The organism is Pseudarthrobacter sp. TE9888 (assembly GCF_056279345.1).
Genome location: NZ_JBWBRD010000003.1, coordinates 84,474 through 97,978, shown reverse-complemented (window position 1 = coordinate 97,978; position 13,505 = coordinate 84,474). Strand labels below are relative to the sequence as shown.

At 60.7% G+C, this 13,505-nt stretch carries 12 protein-coding genes; 3 read left to right on the top strand and 9 right to left on the bottom strand.

The features are described from left to right. Positions 1-149: 149 nt before the first annotated feature. The 6 genes from aroA to ACZ9J7_RS20915 form a co-directional block, all read right to left on the bottom strand. Positions 150-1,400, bottom strand: a complete 1,251-nt coding sequence (gene aroA, locus ACZ9J7_RS20940) for a 3-phosphoshikimate 1-carboxyvinyltransferase (RefSeq protein WP_476212006.1) — start codon at positions 1,398-1,400, stop codon at positions 150-152. 415 nt (positions 1,401-1,815) lie between these two features. Beyond that, entirely contained in the window at positions 1,816-2,577 is a 762-nt protein-coding gene (locus tag ACZ9J7_RS20935) for a GntR family transcriptional regulator (protein WP_476212005.1), read from the bottom strand. A gap of 118 nt (positions 2,578-2,695) precedes the next feature. Next, complete coding sequence (locus tag ACZ9J7_RS20930) at positions 2,696-3,598, bottom strand: dihydrodipicolinate synthase family protein (protein WP_476212004.1); 903 nt, start codon at positions 3,596-3,598, stop codon at positions 2,696-2,698. 71 nt (positions 3,599-3,669) lie between these two features. Continuing rightward, positions 3,670-4,479: an amino acid ABC transporter ATP-binding protein gene (locus tag ACZ9J7_RS20925; RefSeq protein WP_476212003.1), complete on the bottom strand. Its 810-nt coding sequence runs from the start codon at positions 4,477-4,479 to the stop codon at positions 3,670-3,672. After that, positions 4,479-5,210, bottom strand: a complete 732-nt coding sequence (locus ACZ9J7_RS20920; RefSeq protein ID WP_476212002.1) for an amino acid ABC transporter permease — start codon at positions 5,208-5,210, stop codon at positions 4,479-4,481. The genes ACZ9J7_RS20925 and ACZ9J7_RS20920 overlap by 1 nt, the downstream gene beginning before the upstream one ends. Before the next feature lie 10 nt (positions 5,211-5,220). Next, entirely contained in the window at positions 5,221-6,060 is an 840-nt protein-coding gene (locus ACZ9J7_RS20915; protein WP_476212001.1) for a substrate-binding periplasmic protein, read from the bottom strand. A gap of 404 nt (positions 6,061-6,464) precedes the next feature. Here ACZ9J7_RS20915 and ACZ9J7_RS20910 point away from each other — a divergent pair, with 404 nt between their 5' ends. Together ACZ9J7_RS20910 and ACZ9J7_RS20905 are read left to right on the top strand one after the other, a co-directional pair. Next, positions 6,465-7,073 (top strand): short chain dehydrogenase, encoded by a 609-nt coding sequence (locus ACZ9J7_RS20910; protein ID WP_476212000.1) that lies wholly within the window; start codon positions 6,465-6,467, stop codon positions 7,071-7,073. Between the two features lie 166 nt (positions 7,074-7,239). After that, positions 7,240-8,433: an MFS transporter gene (locus ACZ9J7_RS20905; protein ID WP_476211999.1), complete on the top strand. Its 1,194-nt coding sequence runs from the start codon at positions 7,240-7,242 to the stop codon at positions 8,431-8,433. Between the two features lie 253 nt (positions 8,434-8,686). On the opposite strand, the gene ACZ9J7_RS20900 is transcribed toward ACZ9J7_RS20905, so the two are convergent. The 3 genes from ACZ9J7_RS20900 to ACZ9J7_RS20890 are packed head-to-tail and all read right to left on the bottom strand — an operon-like array spanning position 8,687 to position 11,863. After that, positions 8,687-10,051: an aspartate aminotransferase family protein gene (locus tag ACZ9J7_RS20900; RefSeq protein WP_476211998.1), complete on the bottom strand. Its 1,365-nt coding sequence runs from the start codon at positions 10,049-10,051 to the stop codon at positions 8,687-8,689. A 22-nt stretch (positions 10,052-10,073) separates the two neighbouring features. Next, entirely contained in the window at positions 10,074-11,156 is a 1,083-nt protein-coding gene (locus ACZ9J7_RS20895) for a phosphotransferase enzyme family protein (protein ID WP_476211997.1), read from the bottom strand. Next, positions 11,156-11,863 carry a GntR family transcriptional regulator gene (locus tag ACZ9J7_RS20890; protein ID WP_476211996.1) on the bottom strand — a complete coding sequence of 236 codons (708 nt, stop codon included), beginning with the start codon at positions 11,861-11,863 and terminating at the stop codon, positions 11,156-11,158. Before ACZ9J7_RS20890 ends, ACZ9J7_RS20895 begins: the two co-directional genes overlap by 1 nt. 123 nt (positions 11,864-11,986) lie before the next feature. On the opposite strand from ACZ9J7_RS20890, the gene ACZ9J7_RS20885 reads away from it, so the two are divergent. Continuing rightward, a complete protein-coding gene (locus ACZ9J7_RS20885; protein WP_476212011.1) occupies positions 11,987-13,504 on the top strand; it encodes a CoA-acylating methylmalonate-semialdehyde dehydrogenase in 1,518 nt (505 codons plus the stop codon). Position 13,505 lies beyond the last annotated feature (1 nt).

Sequence of the window (13,505 nt, the reverse complement as noted above, 5' to 3'; positions counted from 1 at the left end):
CCTTGCCCTGAGAAGCGGGGACAGCAATGTCATTGAAGAGGCATTCAGGGCACATAGAGTCGGGAGCGCTGAACTGTTGATTTCTCTGCTGGATGTGCAGCAATACGGGCGGGGCCGTTGGAGAACTAGGCCTATGGCCAGCAGGGAATTTAAAGTGTGACCTTCGGGAGCAGGGGCTTCTTTTCAGGGAACAGGTTTCCCAGGTAGTCGAAGAATCCTGGAAATGTCTTCCCAACACATTGTGGATCATCCAAGGAAATACCCTCGACGCGAAGCCCCAGGATCGAGAACGCCATGGCAATTCTGTGGTCGCGGTGGCAGTTTATGCTTCCAGCGTGTGGGGTTGAAGGATGGATCCGCATCCAGTTCTTCCCGACCTCAGTTCGTACGCCCAGCAGCTGAAGGTTGGTGTCCATAGCCGCGATACGGTCGGACTCCTTAAGCCGCGCATGCCCGATGTTGGTTATGGTGATGGGTCCGTCGGCCAGCGGGGCAATGGCAGCCAGTGTCATGAAGGTGTCGGAAATTTCGCCCATATCGATTTCGAGGTTGCCGCGCAGCTTTTCCGGCCCTGCAATGGTGACCGAGTTTGCTGTCCACTCAACTGCGGCGCCCAGTTGCCCGAGCACGTTGAAGAACGAGGTGTCGCCCTGGAGGCTTTCAGTCCCAAGGCCCAGGAACTCGAAGCGTCGTCCTGAAACCGCGGAAGCTGCGGCAAAATAGGATGCGGTTGATGCGTCGGGTTCTATTTCGTATCGGCGGGCTGCGTAGCGTCCGGGCGGGATGGCAACAGTGTCTCCGTTCGTAACGGTTTCAATGCCGAAGTCCCGCATCATGTGGAGGGTCATTGTGAGGTAGGGCTGGCTGACGGGGTTGGGGATCCGGATCCGCAATCCCTGGTGCGCGTAGGGCGATGCCATGATCAGCCCGGAAGCGAACTGGCTACTCTGATGGGCCTCGATTTCGTATTCACTGCCTGCGAGGCCGTTGGCCTCTATCGTGAGTGGCAGGTGGTCTGCGGTGACTTGAGCTCCAAGGTGCCGAATTCCGTCGATGACAGGTTGAAGCGGGCGCCGGCGCAGCTGATCGGTTCCGTCGATGGTGAATGTGCCATGCCCGGCGGCCACGAAGGGAGGCAGGAAGCGGGCAACGGTGCCGGCGTCTTCGCACCAGATATTTGCGTCAGTCTCCGGCGCTTGGCCAAGGCCGTGAATGACCCAGTCGTCACCGTCCGTTGAGATCCTGGCGCCGAGTGTCTCAACAGCCGCTCTAAAGGCCAGTGTGTCGGCGCTCTTCAGCGGCTTTGCCAGGATTGAGGTCCCTTCGGCCGCAGCAGCCAGAAGTAACGCTCGATTGGTGATGCTTTTAGATCCAGGGATCACTAGTCGATCAATTTTCATAGCGATCCTTTCGGGCGAAGCTCCAAAGAGTCTACGTGATTCACCGTCAGGACGAGCATCGGAAGGGGCGGCAGTAAAGCGCGCGTGCGGTTTGCCCGCACTATCTCCTAAAGAACCCTGGTCCATTCTGGAAGGAGCCCCGATGCCAGAATCATCCAGTGGTCCCTTTCGTCGAGGCGGACTTCGTCATCCAAGGACTTGTCGATCAAGACGCGGCCGTATTCTGTGGTCGACACCCAAGCGATCGTTGAGTCGTCAGTTGCTGCGTCCAGAACCCCCCATAGCGTCTCTCTGCCGGGGCGGCACACCATGACCTGCAGTCCCACTAGGCCGGACCACTCTTTACAACCGATCCTGTAGTCCTCGTACCTGCGGGAACCTTTCACTGAGTCCTCCGTCTCTTGGGGGTGACGTGTTACATGGGATGGCCAGGCGGATGGCCGGATGCCTTCCGCCTGTCCATCGTTGGGGCAATCTCTTTGGCCGCATCCTGCACGTGGTACCTAACCTCTGCGCTGATTGCTTCCGGGTCACCTGCAGCAATGGTGTCGTATAGGCGTTGGTGGAGTTCACGGTCACGCTCGGGGTCCTGCCGAACGGACTGATCCAGGGTTATCGCCATCTGGATCCTGGCTGCCACCAGAGGCCAAATTTTTATCAGCAGCGGATTTCCTGCCGCTTCATACATAGTTCGGTGAAAATCCAGGTGGGTGAGGTCGGCGGAGACGACGTCACCGCTATCCAGCGCTGCCAGGTGCACCTCGAGAGCTTCCTTTAGCCTTTGCAGGCCTGCGCGGTCGGGTTGAGAAGCAATTCGTAGGGCGGCGAGGGTTTCCAGAGACAGCCGGATTTCAGATACATCCATAACGTCCTGCGGCGTAATCTCGGCTACCCGGACACCCTTGTAGGGCTCGCGAACGAGGGTGCCTTCGTGGATGAGCTCGCCCATGGCCTCACGTGCGGTTTGCCGGCTGACGTTCAGAACTGCCGCCAGGTCGATTTCTTTGACCCTTTGCCCGGGTACGAGCTGGCCGGTCAGCAACGCATGTCTGATGGTTCGCGTTGCTTCATCGCTTCTCGTTGATGTTGTTACCGGGATGAGGCCGTAAAGCTTCGTCCCTTCGGCTACCTGTGATGGCTCATTCATATAATCAGTCCCCTTGCCTGCATTGGTCATCGGCATTCCCGCCGAGTAACCGTATGTTGTTTGAGCGATGCGGCGGTCCTGTTTGGTTTATATTCTCCACCAACCAGGACCACCGCGACGGGACTTGCAGTCGCTCGATGCTGCCGGACTAGACGACCGGCAGGCCTGCCTGCTCGAGCAGCTCTGCAAGCGGCTTGAGGTCGTTGTCACCCAGGGGCTTGAACGGCGCCCGGACAGGACCGGCCGGACGGCCGACCAGGTTCATTCCGGCCTTGATTCCGGCCGCGTAGTTGAAGTTGTCGATGTAATCGACGATCGGCCACAGCTTGGCCCAGATGGCCCTGCCTTCATCCAGGTCCTTGCGCTCAGCGATGGCGTTCCACAGCTCCACAGCGAGTTCCGGGAAGATGTTGATGGCGCCCCAGACGGAACCCTTGGCACCACTGGCGATGCCGACGAAGGTCAGCGTGTCCCAACCGTTGAAGGTGGTGATGCGGTCGGAATGCTTGACCAGGAGCTCGGTCAGAGCATCGGCGTTCCCGGACGTGTCCTTGATGTATTCGACGCCGGGGACCTCGGAAAGGTCCGCCAGTTCCTGGGCGGTGAGGGTAAGTCCGCTTGCAGAAGGGATGTTGTAGTACATGATCGGCAGGCCGCTCACTTCGTGAACTTCCTGCAGCAGGCCGCGAAGCTCGTCAACGTTCACCGAGTCGTAGAACGGGGGGACGATCATTACACCAGCGGCGCCCACCTCGGCCGCGTGCTTGCTGTACTCGAGGGTTTCCTTGGTGGTCAGTGCCCCGGTTCCGGCGATTACCGGCACCCGGCCGTCGGCTGCCTTCACGCAGGCTTCAACGACGGCGAGGCGCTCGTCGAAGGTCAGGGCGGTGAACTCGCCGGTGCTTCCGTTAGGGACGAGGCCGTGGACGCCGGCCTCGATGAGGTTGTTGATGTGGGTAGTCAGTGCTTCGTAGTCGACTTCAGATGCGTCGGGGGTGAAGGGGGTGACGAGCGCAACGAGCATGCCTCGCAGCTTGGTCGTGGTGGTCATGTGTGTTTTTCCTTTTGTTGAACCGTCTGGGACTGGTTGGTTTGAATTGATGGCTTGTGGGTTTTGCTGGCTTATCCGAAGCGCACGGCATCCACGAAGGACTTCAGTTCGGCGTTACCGCATTCTTCGAAGGCTTCATGGGGGTTGGCGTTGACCTTGATCACGCCTTCGGAGAAGAAGACGACGCGGTCGGCTGCTTTGGCCGCGAAGGCCATGTCATGCGTGACGAGGCAGATGGCCAGGCCTTCTTCGTTTTTCAGCCGGGTCAGGACGCCGAGAACTTCCGCGGCAACCGGTGGGTCGAGCGCCGAGGTGATCTCGTCACAAAGGATCAGTCGTGGGCGCATCATGAGGGCCCGGGCAATGGCGACGCGCTGGCGCTGGCCGCCTGAGAGCTGACTCACGTTGGCCTTGATGAATTCCTCCATGCCGACTTCTTTGAGTGCCACTGCGGCACGGTCTGAAGCTTCGGATTTCGACATATGGAGAACCTTGCGGGGTGCGAGGGTGAGGTTGTCAAAGACATTCATGTGCGGCCAGAGCGTGTAACTCTGAAACACCATGCCAACCAGGGACGCTCCGGCATTCCATTCGTCGGTCCGCTCTCCATTTCGGCGTACGAGCCGCCCGTTGAGGCAGACATCGCCGTCATCAGGCTCCGTAAGGCCGGCAATGACGCGAAGCAGCGTGGATTTGCCGGAACCGCTTCGCCCGATGATGGTCACGACCTCCCCGGAGTCCACATCGAAGTCGACGTTGTCGAGCACCTTGTTCTCGTGGAAGGTTTTGCGCAGTCCCCTGGCCGAGACCAGGTGGTCCTGGCCAGCTGCCTCGGCCTCGCAAACGTTGGCCGTGGTTTGTTGTCCTGCCGTGGCAGTCATCAGCGGACTCCTTCCGGGACGAGTGGGGTAGCGGGCGAAGCGGCCCGCTTGAAGGGCTTTGGCTTCGGTGGTTGCAGGGACCGGCGTTCGATGTGGCTGGTGATCAAGGAAACGGGGAAGGCGATCACGAAGTAAATGACTGCCGCCGTCGTGAACACTTCAAGCGCTTTGTAGGACTGCGTCGCTATCACATTGGAACGGAACATCAGATCAGCCACTGCGATGGTGGAAACTAGAGCGGTGTCTTTGAACATCGAGATGTTCAGGGACAGGATCACCGGTGTCTGCTGGCGCAGGGCCTGCGGAACAATGATGTACCGGAGCTGCTGCATGCGGTTCAGTCGAAGCATTTGGCCGGCTTCGACCTGCTCCACGGGGACTGATTGGAAACCACTGCGGTAGGCTTCGGCCATGAAGGCCGTCAGGTTGGCAGTAAGTGCAATCAAAGCCGACCAGAATCCGGGGATCGTGATTCCCGTCAGCGCCGGAAGAGCGTAGAAAATCCAGAACAGCTGAACCAGCATCGGAGTACACCGGAAAATCTCGATGTAGCCCTGGGCGACCCATCTTATGATTTCGATCTTGGCCATTCGAGCCAGTGCGAGCGGGATGGCCAGGATCATCGCCAGGACGATGGTGAGGATCGCCAGCTGAATGGTGGTCGCCAGGCCCATCATTAGGTCAGGCAACGCCCCCCAAACCAGCGCCCAGTCGAAGTTGTAGTTGTTCACGACTACTCCATTACTTCTTGAGCTCGCCGAGTTTGTCGACCGTCACGTAGTTGACTTGCTCGTATGCCCGATCCAGGTCGCCGCTGATCTGGGCGTTGTAGATCGCGAGGTCAACCAGATCCTTGGAACGGGCGTCGATGTTGGCCGGGAGCCCGTATGCTGCGGCACCCTGGTAGATGGGGTGCTCAGGAACAATGATCTTGTACCCCTTGTCCTGCTGGGCCTGAACCTCTGCCGTGGCAAGGTCGGCGAAAATCGAGGTGACACGGCCAGCCTGCAGTGACTGGAAGGCGTTGGTCCAGTCGGGAACTTCCAGGACATCGGCGCCGGCTTTCTTCGCCGCTGCCCCTTCTGCGGTGCCTGCCGGGCTTGCAACAGGCTGCTTCGCCGCGAGCACATCCTCGGCCGTCTTGAACGGCGAGTTGGCCGGTACCAGGAATACGGCGGGGTAGTCGTAGACGGTGCGGCTGAACTGGATGGCCACTGCCCTCTGCAGGGTCGAGTTCAGATTAGCTGCCACGTCGTAACGGTTCGCCTGGAGACCGGAAACGATGTTGCCCCATGAGGAGGGCACGGTCGTGAGTTTTACGCCGAGCTCATCGGCGAGGCGCTGCAGCGGAATCAGGTTCGGGCCACCGAGCTGGCCGTCCTTTTCCACTGTCATCGGTGGCGACGTTGCAACACCGACGCGCAGCTCCCCGTTTTTCTTAATCGTGTCGATCCAGGCACCCTGCGAGGTGCCCGTGGCCGAGGCCTGCTGGCCTCGAAGTCCGGCGCCGAAATAGCCGCCGAGCAGTGCGATAACTACCACAGCAATGGCAGCTAGGGAATATTTGGTCGGTTTGGTCATTGCCATTCTTCCTCCAAAATCAGGTCGCTGCATGAGAGCCATGAGCCGTTGAATCCCTGATTGCTGATTGTCGATTGTTTGACAAAAAGCGTCTGTGGATCTAAGTTAGGACTGAAGCCGACGGTATGTCAAGGGTCACACCTAAAAATATTTGCTGGTTTGATTTCGCCTCTATCGTGGGTTAGAAAGTCCGTCCCCTACGCGCTGTAACTCGTCCGCAGCGCCGAAGAAAGGAGCCTGGGCATGTCCCAAATCGGTAATGTCGGCCAGCAGCTGGCAACCGTTCGTTCTCAGAGCGGAACTTCCGCGAAGGCGTTTGTCACCACCGACATGCGATCGCGGAGCCTGCCCCGTGGAGGCAGCGGCTCACTGCAGCCGTCAGTTCTGCCGGAGGGTGGGGTCCGATGAAGGTTCTTCTCATTGGGGACAAGGGAACAATCGGGTCCACCGTTAAGGCGACGCTGGAGGGGCGCGGCCATGAGGTGGTGGGCGCAAGCCGAAAGGATCACGGCCACCCCGTGGACATTACCGATGCAGAATCCATAGAGCGGCTGTTCGACGGCGTCGGCCCCGTGGATGCGGTTGCCTGCGCGGGAGGACACGTTAAGTACGGAACCATCAGTTCCCTTTCCTACAGCGACTACCGCTCCAGCCTCGGCGACAAGGCCTTGGGACAGATTGAGCTGGTCAGGAGGGGGCTGTCGTACGTAAATGGCAGAGGCTCTTTCACGCTCATCACAGGCGTCCTTGCTACATACCCGGTGGTCACTGCCTCTGCGGCTGCAGCGGCAAACGGAGCGGTGGAGGCATTCGTGCGCGCCGCAGCTCTGGAGCTGCCTCCACTGCGGATAAATGCCGTGAGTCCCACGCTGCTTGCGGAATCTGCCGGCAAGGCCGGCCACATGTTTCCGGGAGTCGAGCCCGTAACTGCTAAGCAGGTAGCCAATGCTTACGTCAGATCGATTGAAGGCGCCGAGACGGGCATGATTTATCGGCTTTTTGACGGAGCTTAGAAGCCTCCGTTCAGTCCTAATAGCTTCGGTCCTTCGTAGTGTCCGCTGGCCGCTGTCAGGTCGCCGGTGAACGAGGGCGCCTGCCGCCAGCAGCCAGGGAGCCCTTTGGCAGGGCCCGTGAAAGCAGTGAAATGATGAAGCCTTTCCAGTTCCTGTCTGTTGCCCCGTGAGTGGGCGGATACTTTCCCGAATTCCCGGCAGCTGGATCCTGCTCGCCTGCATCGGCCTGCTGGCGCTGAACCTGCGCGGCCCGTTCGTGGCCGTGGCACCCGTGGTGGGCCCCATGCAGGCCGAGCTGTCTCTTTCCCCGGCGCTCCTTGGCCTGCTGACCAGCATTCCCGTGCTGTGCTTCTCACTGGCTTCACCACTGGCGTCCCTGGCCGCCCGGAAATTCGGCGCGGAGTTCGCGGTGACCCTCACCATCCTCGGCGTGCTTGCCGGGGTCCTGGTGCGCTCCGCCGGTGGCCCTGCCCTGGTAGTCGTCGGGACGGTGCTCATCGGCGCGGCCATCACAGTGGGAAACATCGCGGTGCCCCTGATCATCCGCCGCGACTTCTCCCCGCGGCGGCAGGGCACGGCCATGGGGATCTACACCGCCGCGCTGAACATCGGCTCGTTCCTGACCTCGGTCACCATGGCGCCGCTGGCCGGCTGGGCAGGGTGGCGGGCGGCCCTGGCTTCGGTGGCCATCCTGGCCGTTGCCGCCATCGTGGCCTGGACCCTGGCAGTGGGTCCGCGCAGCGCGTTTCTCGCATGTCCTGCGGAGGCCGCCGGGGTCAAGCTGACCCCGGTGGCGGGTTCCGGCTGGACCACCGTCGGGCTGACGGCGGGATTCGGCGGCCAGGCCTTCTCCTACTACGGCGTCACCGCCTGGCTTCCCACCTACCTGCACGACGAACTGGCGATGTCCGCCGCCGAGGCGGGAGCCGCGTCATCGATCTTCCAGATCCTGGCCATCGTCGGCGGGCTCGGCGTGCCGTTCGCCGCCAAATACAAAAGCACGACGGCGGTCGCAGTCACCCTGGGCCTTCTGTGGATGGCCGTTCCGGCCGGGCTGCTGCTGGTGCCGCAGCTGTGGTGGCTGTGGTCCATATGCGGCGGGATCGCACAGGGAGGCGGCATCACCCTCATCTTCATCGCCGTCATCAAGCTCGCCCGGAACCAGGCCGCCGCGGGACGGATGTCCGCCACCGTTCAGGGCCTGGGCTACTGCCTCGCCGCTGTTGCCCCGCCGCTGGTTGGCTTCGTCCACGACGCCTCGGGCTCGTGGACACCAGCCCTGCTGGTCATCCTCGCCTCGGTGCTGACTTTTTTCGTCAGCACCACCCTCTCCGTCCGGCAGATGGCGCAGAATCGGTGAAGTACTACGCAGGTAGCCAGGCGACTAGGGCGCCCGGCTGCAGACGTTCCTAGATACCACCCCGGCGGGCATCCGCCGACCCAAGCAAAAGGGCTTCTCCGCCTAGGAAGGTCGTTCCAGGCGGAGAAGCCCTCAAACCATGGGTTGATAACCCAGCGGGTCAGCTATATCGGCTACGGCCAGCACAGGGTCCCCTGCAACGCCGAGCCACGTGTCCCCCAAGGTGAATCCCTGAGGAAAAGGACGGACGAACTCACCTTGTACTGCGTCCGGAGGAACTATCGGCCAGCACATCATCCAGCGTCGACAGCAGCCGGGCCGCATCGTCACTGGAAAAGACCAGCGGGGGACGGATTTTAAGCACATTAGCGTTCACGCCCGTTGCTGAAATCAGGACCTTGCGCTCCCTCAGACCATTAACGATCGCGGTGGCCGTGGGCCCGTCCGGGTTCTTGGTGTCGCGATTGCTGACAATTTCTGCTCCCAGATACAGGCCGGACCCGCGCACATCACCGATGCACTCGTAGCGTTCCTGCAGATCTGCCAGGCCCTGCCGAATGATCTCGCCTACACGCAGGCTGTTGTCGACGAGGCCTTCGTCCTGGATAACGTCCAGGGTCGCTTGTGCAGCAGCCATCGCAACGTTGTTGCCCCCGAAGGTATTGAAATAGCGCATGTCATAGCCGAACGTGCTGACAACGTTGTGGTCCACCGCGATGCCGGCCACCGGGTAGCCGTTTCCCATGGGCTTGCCCAAGGTGATGATGTCCGGCTCGAAGCCATGGCGCTGGTAGCCCCACATTGCCTCTCCCGTCCGGCCGAAACCGCACTGAACTTCGTCCGCGACGAACAGTCCTCCGGCTTCGTGCACCACCTCGGCAACCCTTGCCAGGAAGTTGGTGGGCTGCGAATAGATTCCGTCTGATGTGAAGAGCGAATCTACGACGAAAGCAGCCAACCCCTGACCATGCCGTTGGAGATCCTTGATCTGCTCGCGGACATGTTCGACGAATGCGTCGGCCAGGTCCTCTTTGGAGATGCGGTATGAATCGGGCGTCGGTACAGTGCGGACCCATTCACCCAGGGGCGAATACTCGCCCAGAGAAGGAGAAAATCCTGCAGTCAAATGGGAGTTTCCGTGATAAGCCTCGGAAGTGACAATGATCCCACGGTTACCCGTGTGGTGCTGCGCGATCCGCAGAGCCAGGTCATTGGCCTCGGATCCGGTGCAGGTGAACATCATGTGGCGCCCACGCCCGCCCATCGTTCCAAGGAGCTTTTCCGCGTAGTTGAGGACTCCTTCGGACAAATAGCGGGTGTGAGTGCACAGCGTTTCCATTTGTTCCGCTACAGCAGCGTTGACCCGCGGGTTGGCGTGACCAACCGAGACTACGTTGTTGTAGGCGTCGAGGTATTCGGTGCCGTGTGCGTCCCACAGCCGCGCACCCTTGCCCCTGCTGAAATGCACCGGCTCGTTATAGAAAAGCCGGTACGCCGGGCCGAGCAGTCGTTCCCGGCGCTCAACCAGTTCACGCGAATCCTGCGGCAGACTCATGAGGCCTTCGGGACTGAACGAGTTGTTCATCTTGCCGCGCGGCCGGGTTGGTGACGTTGTCATGCTGGTCCTTACTGATTGTCGGTTAGACGTTTCCCATGAGTGATTGCGAGACCTCTTCAGGAGATCTCTGGAGGAACCACTTGAGCTGGTTCCAACCCTGCTCGGTGTTCCGGAGGATGTAACCGGAGTTTGAGGGGAAAAGAGCCGCACGATGGATCGTGATCAGGGCCCTGGAAACCACACGCCCCATTACCAGGTGCGGGATGAGGCTTAATTCCTCATCATTGAGGTCGGCGTAGCGAAGATAGCCGCGAAGCAAATCCTTGCCGGCGCTAAAGATGTCACCCCCCGCGTCGTCCCGGGCATATCGGGGCAGCTGGTTCAGAAGGGCAGTGGAGACATCGACCGCGATGGCCGTGTGCACGGCATCACCGAAGTCGATGATGGCGCGAACAAAGTCCGGGTGGCCGTGCTCAACGAAAATGTTTGATTTGCTGAAGTCGTTGTGCAGGACCTGGCTCCGCAGACCCGCCAACCGCCCGGCGATCCCTTCGAACCGGCCAAGCCCTTCCTCCAGGACGTCCCTCTGCCACAGAGTGGGTACCTCGTCCAGGAGCGGGTGAAGTGCGCCCAGGTGCCGAACATCCCAGACCAGGAGCCGGTGTTCGGCGGGGTGGCTGAAGGACGCAGTTGCGGCCCGCAGGCGTGCCAGGACTTCTCCGACCTTCTCCCGCTCTTCCGGGCTGGAGCCAGTAGAGTCCAGTGGAATTCCGGGCGCGAGGTTCATGATGCGCGCTCGGCGCAACTGGGCGGAGTCGTCCACGAAGGTTACGAGGGTTTCTCCCTCCCATGACGGCAGCAGTGCCGGCACCGGGACCGATCCATCTGCGGCGACGTGCTGGAGAAGGCTGACTTCGAAATCAATCTCGTTTTCATCCTCAGACGGATTCGAGACTTTGAGGACAAACTTCGCGCCCGCTTCGTCTTCGAGAGCGAAAGTGTCGTCCTTTTCTGTCGCCAGCCGCCGGGCCTTGGTGTGCAGGCCCCAGAATTTTTGGACGTGGCGCACAGCTTCGTGCTCGTCCATGCTGATGTAGTCCGCAGCCAGGCCGCCTGACTCCGTGCTGAGCCCAAGCTGCTCCAGCGTTACGTTTGCGGGGTGCATTAAGGTACCTTTCTGCCGTCGGTCGGCGGTTCTGCGTGCTGAGTCGCCATCCAGTCCAGAAGCCGCTGACCCTCGCTGGCGTTGTGCAGCCACGCCTGATGAGCCGCTTCGGCCGGGCTACCTGACATCAGCGACTCGTATATAGGCGCATGCTGGTCAAGGATGTCCTGCGGGCCTGTGGCCACGCTGGCGTTGCTGGTTCGGATGTAAAGCCGCACCTGTTGAGCTACGAGAGCGTAATGACGCTTCAACCGGGAATGACCAGTGGACTCAATGACGGCGACATGAAACTTGAAGTCACTTTCGCTCATCCGGTCCACGTCCCCGCTTTCGCACGCTGCCACCAACTCGTCATAGGCATCGGTAATGAGTTGTTTAGCTGCCCGGTCGCTCGTCTCGGCGACAATCCGCGCTGCCACGCTCTCGAGCCCCCCACGGAGGGTCCAGAGTTCCCGTACATCGTCAGCTGTCAGTTCCGCCACGTGCCACCCGCTGTAGGGGGTCTTGACTACAAGTCCTTCATCCGCCAGCCGCGTCAGCCCCGTTCGCAACGTTGCTCTGGCGACGCCGATGCTTGCGGCCAGCGCCACTTCCGTGAGGCGGGTTCCCGGGGCCAAAGCCCCCGAAAGGATGTACTCCCGAAGAGTGTGTAGCGTCTGGCCTTCCAGCGATTGCTGGGCAACTGGCTGAATCAACATCTTGCTCATTAGGGGGTAGCCCTTTCTGCTGGTCTACGCCTACACTAGCCGTATTGCTGATTGTCGTCAATCAGCAATGTCAACGGAGGGAGGCTAGAAAAACTCCCGAATTCCAAGGAAAGAAGCGCAGAAATGGCAAAGCACCTCACCCACTGGATCGGCGGACGGCCCTGGTCAGGCACCTCTGAGCGGCAAGGGGACATTACTGACCCGTCTACCGGCCAGGTCTCAGGAAAGGTTGACTTCGCGTCCGTTGCGGACGTTGACCTCGCCGTGCAGTCGGCCGTGACCGCGTTCGCGGGGTGGCGGAATGTTTCCATCTCCCGGCGGGTGAGGATACTTTTCGCCTTCCGGGAGCTCCTCGAAGCACATCGTGATGAGTTGGCCGCCCTGATCGTTTCGGAGCACGGAAAAGTTCACTCGGACGCCCTCGGGGAGGTGGCCCGAGGCATCGAAGTCGTCGAATATGCCTGCGGTATCCCCCAGGCCCTAAAGGGCGGCTACAGCAACCAGGTCTCCACGGGCATTGATGTGTACTCGATTCGCCAGCCCCTTGGCCCTGTAGCGATCATTTCACCCTTTAACTTTCCCGCGATGGTTCCGCTGTGGTTCTTCCCCATCGCGATTGCGACCGGCAACACCGTAGTGCTCAAGCCCAGCGAAAAGGATCCCTCGGCTGCCATCTTGATGGCTGAGCTGTGGAAAAAGGCAGGGTTGCCCGATGGCGTATTCAACGTCGTCCACGGCGACAAGGTAGCCGTGGACAGGCTTCTGGAACACCCCGAGATCAAGTCGGTGTCCTTCGTGGGGTCCACCCCGATTGCCCAGTACGTCTACGAGACCGGAACAAGTCACGGCAAGCGGGTTCAGGCCCTTGGTGGAGCGAAAAACCACATGCTCGTTCTGCCGGATGCCGATCTTGACCTGGCCGCAGATGCCGCCATCAATGCCGGCTTCGGTTCGGCGGGTGAGCGATGCATGGCCATCTCGGCCCTCGTGGCAGTGGAACCTGTCGCCGATGAACTCAGCAAGAAAATCCAGCAGCGCATGGCTGACATCACCGTAGGACCGGGAAGCTCTCCGACTTCCGATATGGGCCCCCTGGTCACTGGCGCTCACCGGGACAAGGTCATCTCTTACATTCCGGCCGGAGTCGCAGCGGGCGCTGACCTGGCTGTGGACGGCCGTGAGCATCCGGTTGCTCAGCAAACGCCGGATGGTGAAAGCACCGAAAACGGCTTCTGGCTCGGTCCCACCCTCTTTGACCGCGTCCGCCCCGGGATGCCCGTCTATGATGACGAGGTCTTTGGCCCCATTCTTTCCATCGTGCGTGTAGAAACGTACGAGGAAGGTCTGGAGCTGATCAATTCAAACCCCTACGGCAATGGGACTGCCATCTTCACCAACGATGGTGGAGCTGCGCGCCGCTTCCAGCAGGAGGTGGAGGTCGGGATGGTCGGTATCAATGTGCCCATCCCGGTGCCGGTGGCTTATCACTCCTTCGGTGGGTGGAAGGCGTCACTCTTTGGTGACACCCACGCGTACGGCGAAGAAGGCGTTCGGTTCTTTACACGCGCCAAGGCCGTCACGCAGCGGTGGCTGGATCCTTCCCATGGCGGAATCAACCTGGGCTTCCCGACGAACAACTAAA

Excerpts from the sequence above, each read along its gene's own strand:
- aroA (WP_476212006.1), bottom strand. The coding sequence starts at position 1,400 with ATGAAAATTGATCGACTAGTGATCCCTGGATCTAAAAGCATCACCAAT.
- ACZ9J7_RS20935 (WP_476212005.1), bottom strand. The coding sequence starts at position 2,577 with ATGACCAATGCAGGCAAGGGGACTGATTATATGAATGAGCCATCACAG.
- ACZ9J7_RS20930 (WP_476212004.1), bottom strand. The coding sequence starts at position 3,598 with ATGACCACCACGACCAAGCTGCGAGGCATGCTCGTTGCGCTCGTCACC.
- ACZ9J7_RS20925 (WP_476212003.1), bottom strand. The coding sequence starts at position 4,479 with ATGACTGCCACGGCAGGACAACAAACCACGGCCAACGTTTGCGAGGCC.
- ACZ9J7_RS20915 (WP_476212001.1), bottom strand. The coding sequence starts at position 6,060 with ATGACCAAACCGACCAAATATTCCCTAGCTGCCATTGCTGTGGTAGTT.
- ACZ9J7_RS20910 (WP_476212000.1), top strand. The coding sequence starts at position 6,465 with ATGAAGGTTCTTCTCATTGGGGACAAGGGAACAATCGGGTCCACCGTT.
- ACZ9J7_RS20900 (WP_476211998.1), bottom strand. The coding sequence starts at position 10,051 with ATGACAACGTCACCAACCCGGCCGCGCGGCAAGATGAACAACTCGTTC.
- ACZ9J7_RS20895 (WP_476211997.1), bottom strand. The coding sequence starts at position 11,156 with ATGCACCCCGCAAACGTAACGCTGGAGCAGCTTGGGCTCAGCACGGAG.
- ACZ9J7_RS20890 (WP_476211996.1), bottom strand. The coding sequence starts at position 11,863 with ATGAGCAAGATGTTGATTCAGCCAGTTGCCCAGCAATCGCTGGAAGGC.
- ACZ9J7_RS20885 (WP_476212011.1), top strand. The coding sequence starts at position 11,987 with ATGGCAAAGCACCTCACCCACTGGATCGGCGGACGGCCCTGGTCAGGC.